We start from the raw sequence: 8,651 nt of genomic DNA on the forward strand, positions 1-8,651 counted from the left end.
TGTAGTAACGGGCGCCGCCCGAACTCTCCACAGGGTAGATCGTCGGCAGCGTCGGATGTGTATAAGGGCCGGGTCCATGGCCCCGGCTCCACCGCCGTGGACGCGATGATCGACCGATTCGTGACGGAGCTGCAGCGGCGCGGCTTCCGCGTCGGCGGCGTGATCCAGCGCAACACCGGCGCCCCCGGCGACTGCGCCGACCTGATGGAGCTGGTGGACGTCGCCACCGGCCAGGCCTACGACATCTCCCAGCATCTCGGCCGCCAGTCCCAGTCCTGCCGCGTCGATCCGCAGGGGGTGGCCGAAGCCAGCCAGGCGCTGCGCCGCGCCATCGCGGAGCGTGCCGACCTGCTGGTGGTCAACAAGTTCGCCGGGCTGGAGGCGCACGGCGAGGGGCTGGCGGACGAGCTGCTGGCCGGCATCGCCGAGGGCATCCCGGTGCTGACCAGCGTCGGCAGCCGCTTCCTCAACGAATGGCAGAGCTTCACCGGCGGCTTCACCTCCCTGATCTCGCCGCACGAGGACGCGCTGTGGCGCTGGTGGGGGGCGCACCGGCTCTACGACGACCTGCTGCACGGGGTCGAGGACGCCGAGGTGCGCGCCATCACCGTCGGCGCCAAATGGATCATGGTGGAGACGGACAGCGCCACGGGGCGCGGCATCGGGCTGGCCGCCCGCCCGCAGTCGGCGCCGCCGCCCGATCCGGCGCGCTGGGCCGGCGTCGGCCTTGCCGGGCTGGCCGCCCACGCCGCCCGCTCCTGGGACCCTCAGGAGTCCGCGGTCGGCATGGCCGCGCTGAACGCCCACTACAACCGCCCCGACCTGACCGGCCCCACGGCCAACGGGCTGGACCTGTTCGCCGGGATGGAGGGGCGCGTGGTCGTCTTCGGGGCCTTCCCGCAGATTGCCCGGCGTTTGCCCAACGCCCATGTGGTCGACATGAACCCCAGCGACGGGGAGTATCCGGAAGCCGCCGGGGAATGGTTGCTGCCGGGCGCGGAGGGTGCTGCGATCACCGCCTCCACCCTGACCAACCGCACCCTGCCCCGCCTGCTGTCGGTGGCGCAGGGAACCCGCGTCGCCCTGGTCGGGCCGGGGACGCCGCTGACCCCACGGCTGTTCCGCTACGGCGTCGCCGCGCTGTCCGGCTTCGTGGTGGAGGACCGCGACGCCGTGGCCGAGGCCATCCTGGCCGGGGGCTCGTCCCAGAGCTTCCACCGCCACGGCCGCTTCGTCACGCTGTACAACGAACAGAACTGAGAGGGATTGGAATGGACGAGAAGACCCGCACCGAGTTGGAAGCCGCCGCGTTCCGCGGTCTGGTCGCGCATCTCCAGAAGCGCACCGACGTGCAGAACATCGACCTGATGAATCTGGCCGGCTTCTGCCGCAACTGCCTGTCCAAATGGTACGCCGCCGCCGCCAAGGAGCGGAACGTGCCGCTGACCGACGAGGAGGCCCGCATCGCCGTCTACGGCATGCCCTATTCGGAATGGAAGGCGAAGCACCAGAAGGAAGCCACCCCCGAGCAGCAGAAGACCTTCGAGGACACCAAGCCCCTGCACGCCGAGATCAGCGGCCACATGCCGAAGAAGTGACGGCCTGCCCCTCTCCCGCCGCTCCGGGAGAGGGGTCATCCCGCGTTCAGGCGAACAGGCCGGTGAAGGGCAGGAACTCCACCATGTCCCCGTCGCGGATCGTGGTGGCGTCGGCCGGCATGTCCACCAAGCCGTCGGCCTCGACCATCGAGGTCAGGACACCGGAGCTGTCGCTGGGGAACTTGTGGGCGACCGGGCGGCCGTCCGGTCCGGTCGCCAGACGGGCACGCAGGAACTCGCGGCGGCCCGGCTTCTTCTTGAACGCGAAGCCGGCGACGACGAGGCAGCGCGGGGTCGGAGCGCGCTCCGCCCCCGACAGGCGCAGCACCAGCGGGCGGCCCACCAGCATGAAGGTCACCATGGCCGAGACCGGGTTGCCCGGCAGGCCGAGAAACGGGGTGGTCCCGATGCGCCCGAGCGCCAGCGGCTTGCCCGGCTTCAGGGCGAGCTTCCACAGGTCGACGGAGCCAAGCTCGCCGACCACCCTCTTCACATGGTCTTCCTCCCCCACCGACGCGCCGCCGGAGGTCACGACGAGGTCGGCGGTCGCCGCGGCGTCGGCCAGGGCGGCGCGGGTCACGTCCGGCTTGTCCGGCAGGATGCCGAGGTCGCGCACCTCCGCCCCTAGCGCGTCGAGCTGGGCGGCCAGCGTGTAGCGGTTGGCGTCGTAGATCGTGCCCTCCGGCTTGTCCGTCCCCGGCTCGCGCAGTTCGTCGCCGGTTGAGAACAGGACGACGCGCAGGCGCTTGCGAACCGACAGGCTCGACCGTCCGACCGCGGCGGCCAGACCGATCTCCTGGGCGCGCAGGCGCAGGCCGGGAGTCAGCACGACCGATCCGGCCGTCATGTCCTCCCCGGCGTCGCGGATGTTGGCGCCGCGCTGCAGGCTGGCGGGCACAAGCACCGCCCCATCCTCGGCCCGGCAGTCCTCCTGCATGGCGACGGTGTCCACCCCCGCCGGAATCGGCGCGCCGGTGAAGATGCGCACCGCCTCGCCCGGCCCGACCGTGCCGGGAAAGACGGAGCCGGCGGGCACGCGCCCCACGATGGCCAGCCGCAGGACATCGCCTTCCGCACCCGCGGAGTCCGCCTTGCCGTATCCCCAGCCGTCCATTGCCGAGACGGCGACCGGCGGCACGTTCACCGTCGCCGTCACCGGTTCCGCCAGGATGCGGCCGAGCGCAGCGCGCAGCGGCACCTCCTCGGGCTCCGTCACCGCGCCGTAGCTCCGCTGCACGCGGGCCAGCGCCTCGTCCAGCGGGATGGGGGCAGCGGGGCCGGGGCCGGCGAAGCAGTCCATGCGACAATCCTTCTCCCTATGGGGGCCGCTCTCGGGGGCGGCACCGCGTCATATCACCCCGGATAGTCCGGTGCGCGACTCTCTTCCACCTTGATCATCGTCAAGACGCGGCGCGGCGCAAGCGTCCGTTCGGGGACGCACCATCGCGGTGGAGCGGCAGGCCGGGAAATTCGCGGCATGATTGTTGGCTGCACGAATTAATTTTCGCAGCGCTGCGTTTTCCGTCTTGCGTGTTTGGATCGATCCAAATAGGCTGCCCGCAACATCCGGCGCCGGAGGCATCGCCACGGTTCGCCGGAGGACGAGAGGCCGACAACGAGAATCCCGCACAAGGGACCGTTCACCGAATGCGCGCAGCGCCCCGGTAGGGAAGCGGAGGGAAAGCCCGTGAACTACACCTTCGATTTCAAGGCGGTCATCGATTCCTGGGACTATCTGCTCCAGGGCGCGTGGCTGACCGTGCAATTGTCGATCGGCGCCATGATTCTCGGCCTGATCGTCGCCATCCTTTGCGCGCTCGGCAAGACGTCCGGGCCGAAACCCGTCCGCTGGGTGATCAACGCCTACATCGAGGTGGTGCGCAACACGCCCTTCCTGGTGCAGATCTTCCTGATCTTCTTCGGCCTGCCGACCATGGGCATCCGCCTGTCGCCCGACCTCGCCGCGCTGATCGCCATGGTGGTCAACGTCGGCGCCTACGCGACGGAGATCATCCGGGCCGGCATCGAATCGATCCAAAAGGGCCAGATCGAAGCCGGGCTGGCCCTGGGGCTGAAGCCGTTGCAGGTCTTCCGCTACATCGTCATCAAGCCGGCGCTGCGCACCGTCTATCCCGCGCTGACCAGCCAGTTCATCCTGCTGATGCTCAGTTCCAGCGTGGTCTCGGCGATCTCGGCGGACGAGTTGACCTCGGTCGCCAACAACATCCAGTCGCAGACCTTCCGCAGCTTCGAGATCTACATCGTGGTCACCGGCATCTATCTGGCGCTGGCGATGACGTTCTCCGCGCTGTTCGCCGGCATCTACAAGCTGGCCTTCGCCTACGACACCGACCGGCGCTGAGGGAGGGCCGAACCATGATCCGCGCCTTCAGTTACAACGAGTTCCTCTTCCTCCTCAGCGCCGTGCAGTGGACGCTGGCGCTGTCGGCCATCGCCTTCATCGGCGGGGCCACGGTCGGGCTGGTCATCGCGCTGGCCCGCACCTCGGACATCAAGGCGGTGCGGCTGGCCGCCACCGGTTACATCCAGCTGTTCCAGGGCACGCCGCTGCTGATGCAGCTCTTCCTGGTGTTCTTCGGCGCCACGGTGATGGGGCTCGACCTCAACCCCTGGGCCGCCGCCGCTCTGGGCCTGACGCTGAACGCCAGCGCCTTTCTCGGCGAGATCTGGCGGGGCTGCATCCAGGCGGTGCCGCGCGGCCAGTGGGAGGCCGCCTCGGCCCTCGGCCTGCGCTACCCGGGGCTGATGCGCTACGTGATCCTGCCGCAGGCGGTGAAGGTCGCGGTGCCGCCGACCGTGGGCTTCCTCGTCCAGCTCATCAAGAGCACGTCGCTGGCCGCCATCATCGGCTTCACCGAGCTGACCCGCGCCGGGCAGATCGTCAACAACGCCACTTTCCAGCCCTTCCTGGTGTTCGGGATCGTGGCGGTGCTCTACTTCCTGATGTGCTGGCCGCTGTCGCTGCTCAGCGCCCGCCTGGAGCGGCGCTACGCCCTCGCCACCCGCTGACTCTTCTTTCATAAGAACCGTGAGGAAACCCCCAATGACCCTGTCGATCACCCGCCGCCTCGCCGTCGCTGGCGCCATGATGGCTGCCGCCACCGTTGGCGCCATCGCCCTCGCCGTTCCGGCGGCCGCCCAGACCGTCGACGAGATCAAGTCGAAGGGCAAGCTGACCATCGGCATGCTGGTGGACTTCCCGCCCTTCGGCATCACCACCGCCGACGGCAAGCCGGACGGCTACGACGCCGACGTCGCCAAGCTGCTGGGCAAGCACATGGGCGTCCCGGTTGAGATCGTTCCGGTCACCGGCCCGAACCGCATCCCCTACCTGCTGACCAACAAGGTCGACCTGCTGGTCGCCTCGCTGGGCATCACCCCGGCCCGCGCCGAGCAGGTGCAGTTCTCCGAGCCCTACGCCGCCATCGAGATCGGTCTGGTCGCCCCGGCCAACACCAAGATCAAGGAGGCCGCGGAGCTGTCGGGCAAGCGCGTCGGCGTCGCCCGCGCCAGCACCCAGGACAACGCCCTGACCGCCGTCGCCCCGAAGGACGCGCGCATCATGCGCTTCGACGACGACGCCAGCGCCGTGCAGGCGATGCTGTCCGGTCAGGTGGACGCGCTGGGCCTCAGCAACGTGGTCACCAAGGAGATCAAGAAGCTGGCCCCGCAGGCCAACTACGAGATGAAGTTCGTGCTGAACCGTCAGGTCCAGGGCATCGCCATGCGCAAGGGCCAGGACGCCCTGCTGAAGTGGGTCAACGAGTTCATCGAGACCGCGAAGGCGAACGGCGAGCTGAACGAGGTCCACAAGAAGTGGCTGGGCACCGACCTGCCCCCGCTGACCAAGTCGTAAATTCTTAATCCCCTCTCCCGCCCCGGGAGAGGGTGCCCGCGAAGCGGCCTCTCGCGCTGGCTGAAAGCCAGCGCTGACGGCGACAGGCGGATGCCATTGGCATCCGCCGAGAGCGGGGTGAGGGTAGCGCGAGGATCAGACGCTGCTTCTTGGCGGCACCCTCACCCTTCCCACGCTTCGCGTGGGTCCCTTCCCTCTCCCGGGGCGGGAGAGGGCCAATTTTGGAGGAGTCCCCATGGCCTCGGCTTACGATACCACGGACGTCTCCGCGCCGCGGCCGGTCAGCGGCGAGGTCGTCATCCGGATGGCCGGCGTCCAGAAATGGTACGACAGCTTCCATGTGCTGAAGGACATCGAGCTGGAGGTCCACAAGGGGGAGCGGATCGTCATCTGCGGCCCCTCGGGCTCCGGCAAGTCCACGCTGATCCGCTGCATCAACCAGCTTGAGAAGCATCAGAAGGGCACGATCACCGTCAACGGCGTCACCATCGACGCCAACCACCGCCACCTCGATCAGGTGCGGCGCGACGTCGGTATGGTGTTCCAGCAGTTCAACCTGTTCCCCCACCTGACCGTGGTCGAGAATTGCATGCTCGCCCCCATGCGGGTGCGCGGCACCTCCAAGCAGGAGGCGCGCGACATCGCCATGAAGTATCTGGCCCGCGTGCGCATTCCGGAACAGGCGGACAAGTACCCCGGCCAGCTCTCCGGCGGGCAGCAGCAGCGCGTCGCCATCGCCCGGTCGCTGTGCATGAACCCCAAGGTCATGCTGTTCGACGAGCCGACCTCCGCCCTCGACCCGGAAATGGTTAAGGAGGTTCTCGACACCATGATCGGGCTGGCCGAGGACGGCATGACGATGCTCTGCGTCACGCACGAGATGGGCTTCGCCAAGTCGGTCGCCGACCGCGTCATCTTCATGGACCGCGGCGAGATCGTCGAGCAGGCCACCCCCGCCGAGTTCTTCACCAATCCGAAGTCCGAACGGACCCGCAACTTCCTCGGCCAGATCCTCACCCACTGAGCCCATTCCACGAAGGACGCTTTTGATGAAGCCGGAGATCCTCCTCGTCGAATCCATGATGCCGGACATCGAGGCGGCGCTGGACGCGGGCTACACCGTCCACCGCCTCGCCGGGGCGCCCGACCGCGACCGGCTGGTCGCCGAGGTGGGGCCGCGCGTCCGCGCCGTCGTCACCGGCGGCGGCACGGGCGTCAGCAACGCCATCATGGACGCCTGCCCCAGCCTGGGGATCGTCGCGATCAACGGCGTCGGCACCGACGCGGTGGACCTGAAGCACGCGGCCGGCCGCGGCGTCCGCGTCACCAACACGCCCGACGTGCTGACCGACGACGTGGCCGACCTCGCCATCGGGCTGATGATCGCCGGGTCGCGACGCATGATGGTCGGCGACCGCTTCGTGCGCGCCGGGCGCTGGCCGGGCGGCGGGCTGCCGCTGGCCCGCAAGGTGACCGGCAAGCGGCTGGGCATCCTGGGTCTGGGCCGCATCGGGATGGCCATCGCCCAGCGCGCCGCCGGATTCGGCATGGACATCGCCTACACCAACCGCAAGCCGCGCAGCGACGTGTCCTACCGCTTCGTCGCCTCTCCCGTCGATCTGGCGCGGGAGAGCGACATCCTGATCGTCGCCGCCTCGGCCGGGCCGGACGCCCGCAACATGGTCAACCGCGCGGTGATCGAGGCGCTGGGGCCGGACGGGCTGCTGGTCAACGTCGCCCGCGGCGCCGTGGTGGACGAGCCCGAACTGGTCGCCGCCCTGACCGACGGCCGCCTCGGCGGAGCCGCGCTGGACGTCTTCGCCAACGAGCCGCACGCGCCGGAGGCCCTGTTCGGCCTGGACAATGTGGTGCTCCAGCCGCATCAGGCGAGCGCCACCGTCGAGACGCGGATGGCCATGGGCAATCTGGTGCTGGCGAACCTGTCCGCCTTCTTCGCCGGCCAGCCGCTGCCGACCGCCGTCGTCTGAATGGCGGCGTGAATGACCATCCTCGACGAGCGCGGCGGACCGGCCCGCATCACCCTGACGGAGGTGGCGCACCACGCCGGGGTGTCGCGGTCCACCGTCTCGCTCGTCCTGCGCGGCAGCCCGCTGGTCGCCGCCGAGACGCGGGAGCGCGTGCAGGCCGCCATCGAAGCCTTGGGCTACGTCTACAACCGCGGCGCCGCGACCCTGCGCGCCGCGCGCACCGACACGGTCGGGCTGCTCGTCTGCGAGATCAACAACTCCTTCTACGGCGAGCTGACCGCCGGGGTGGACGACGTGCTGGGTGAGCAGGGGGTCGTCGCCTTCCTCGCCAACACCGCGGAATCGGGGGAGCGGCAGGACCGCTACCTCCAGCGCATGCGCGAGCAGAACGTGGACGGGGTGATCATCTGCCCCGCCGCCGGCACGTCGCCGGCCCTGCTCGACCGGCTGCGCCAGTGGCAGCTTCCCGTCGTCCAGGCGCTGCGCTTCATCTCCGCCCGCGAAGGCGACTACGCCGGGGTGGATTACGAGTTCGGCATGGAGATGGTGACCGAGCATTTGCTGCGGATCGGCCATCGCCGCATCGCCTTCGTCGGCGGCAACCTGTCCCACTCCGCCTTCGCCGGGCGCCGCGTCGGCTTCGCCACGGCGCTGCGCCGCCACGGCCTGACCCCGGACCTCGTCGTCCGTTGCCCGGCCACCCGCCGCGGCGGGCTGGACGCGGTGGGGCCGCTGATGGACCTTGCCGACCCGCCCACCGCAATGCTTTGTTACAACGATCTGGTCGCGTTCGGCGTGATGCTGGGGCTGGAGGCCCGCGGTCTGCGGGCAGGACGGGACATCGCCGTGACAGGGTTCGACGATATGGCCGAAGCGGCGATGAGCCGTCCCGCCCTGACCACCGTCGCGACCTCCGCCCGCCAGATCGGGCAGGAGGCCGCCCGCCTGCTGCTGCGCCGCATCGCCGACCCGCAGGGCGCGCCGGAGCGCGTGATCCTGCCCGCCCGGCTGGTCATCCGCGAGTCCTGCGGCGCCATGAGAGCCCAACCCGACAAGCACCAATAACCGAAGAAAAGCGAAGGCCCGACGATAATGCCCGAAGAGATGAACAACGCCGCATTCGGCGATTCCGTTGACGCCCTGATCCAGGCGCGCAAGAGCCGCGACTGGCTGTCCGCCCTGCCCACC

9 protein-coding genes are annotated in these 8,651 nt (G+C 69.4%); 8 read left to right on the plus strand and 1 reads right to left on the minus strand.

Annotated features, from left to right (window positions below):
• Positions 1–57: 57 nt before the first annotated feature.
• Positions 58–1,260 (plus strand): DUF2478 domain-containing protein, encoded by a 1,203-nt coding sequence (locus GBZ26_RS23675; protein WP_174440957.1) that lies wholly within the window; start codon positions 58–60, stop codon positions 1,258–1,260.
• An 11-nt stretch (positions 1,261–1,271) separates the two neighbouring features.
• On the plus strand, positions 1,272–1,598 hold the full coding sequence (locus GBZ26_RS23680; protein ID WP_014197334.1) for a DUF1244 domain-containing protein: 327 nt from the start codon (positions 1,272–1,274) through the stop codon (positions 1,596–1,598).
• A gap of 46 nt (positions 1,599–1,644) precedes the next feature.
• Here the strand turns inward: GBZ26_RS23680 and GBZ26_RS23685 are convergent, their stop codons facing one another.
• Entirely contained in the window at positions 1,645–2,898 is a 1,254-nt protein-coding gene (locus GBZ26_RS23685; protein WP_174440958.1) for a molybdopterin molybdotransferase MoeA, read from the minus strand.
• Positions 2,899–3,285: 387 nt separating this feature from the next.
• On the opposite strand from GBZ26_RS23685, the gene GBZ26_RS23690 reads away from it, so the two are divergent.
• The 6 genes from GBZ26_RS23690 (at position 3,286) to GBZ26_RS23715 (ending at position 8,528) form a co-directional block, all read left to right on the plus strand.
• Positions 3,286–3,960 carry an ABC transporter permease subunit gene (locus GBZ26_RS23690; protein WP_174440959.1) on the plus strand — a complete coding sequence of 225 codons (675 nt, stop codon included), beginning with the start codon at positions 3,286–3,288 and terminating at the stop codon, positions 3,958–3,960.
• Positions 3,961–3,974: 14 nt separating this feature from the next.
• The gene (locus GBZ26_RS23695; RefSeq protein ID WP_014197338.1) at positions 3,975–4,628 is read left to right on the plus strand and encodes an amino acid ABC transporter permease; all 654 of its coding nucleotides are present in this window, start codon (positions 3,975–3,977) and stop codon (positions 4,626–4,628) included.
• A 34-nt stretch (positions 4,629–4,662) separates the two neighbouring features.
• Complete coding sequence (locus tag GBZ26_RS23700; RefSeq protein WP_174440960.1) at positions 4,663–5,475, plus strand: transporter substrate-binding domain-containing protein; 813 nt, start codon at positions 4,663–4,665, stop codon at positions 5,473–5,475.
• Positions 5,476–5,710: 235 nt separating this feature from the next.
• Positions 5,711–6,499 (plus strand): amino acid ABC transporter ATP-binding protein, encoded by a 789-nt coding sequence (locus tag GBZ26_RS23705; RefSeq protein WP_281427544.1) that lies wholly within the window; start codon positions 5,711–5,713, stop codon positions 6,497–6,499.
• A gap of 25 nt (positions 6,500–6,524) precedes the next feature.
• Positions 6,525–7,463, plus strand: a complete 939-nt coding sequence (locus GBZ26_RS23710) for a 2-hydroxyacid dehydrogenase (RefSeq protein WP_174440961.1) — start codon at positions 6,525–6,527, stop codon at positions 7,461–7,463.
• A gap of 12 nt (positions 7,464–7,475) precedes the next feature.
• Complete coding sequence (locus tag GBZ26_RS23715) at positions 7,476–8,528, plus strand: LacI family DNA-binding transcriptional regulator (RefSeq protein ID WP_174440962.1); 1,053 nt, start codon at positions 7,476–7,478, stop codon at positions 8,526–8,528.
• The last annotated feature ends 123 nt before the right edge of the window (positions 8,529–8,651 follow it).

The organism is Azospirillum formosense (assembly GCF_013340925.1).
GTDB classification, from domain to species: Bacteria; Pseudomonadota; Alphaproteobacteria; order Azospirillales; family Azospirillaceae; genus Azospirillum; species Azospirillum formosense.

Coding starts and splice junctions, on each gene's coding strand:
- GBZ26_RS23695 (WP_014197338.1), top strand. CDS start 3,975: ATGATCCGCGCCTTCAGTTACAACGAGTTCCTCTTCCTCCTCAGCGCC.
- GBZ26_RS23685 (WP_174440958.1), bottom strand. CDS start 2,898: ATGGACTGCTTCGCCGGCCCCGGCCCCGCTGCCCCCATCCCGCTGGAC.
- GBZ26_RS23715 (WP_174440962.1), top strand. CDS start 7,476: ATGACCATCCTCGACGAGCGCGGCGGACCGGCCCGCATCACCCTGACG.
- GBZ26_RS23680 (WP_014197334.1), top strand. CDS start 1,272: ATGGACGAGAAGACCCGCACCGAGTTGGAAGCCGCCGCGTTCCGCGGT.
- GBZ26_RS23705 (WP_281427544.1), top strand. CDS start 5,711: ATGGCCTCGGCTTACGATACCACGGACGTCTCCGCGCCGCGGCCGGTC.
- GBZ26_RS23710 (WP_174440961.1), top strand. CDS start 6,525: ATGAAGCCGGAGATCCTCCTCGTCGAATCCATGATGCCGGACATCGAG.
- GBZ26_RS23700 (WP_174440960.1), top strand. CDS start 4,663: ATGACCCTGTCGATCACCCGCCGCCTCGCCGTCGCTGGCGCCATGATG.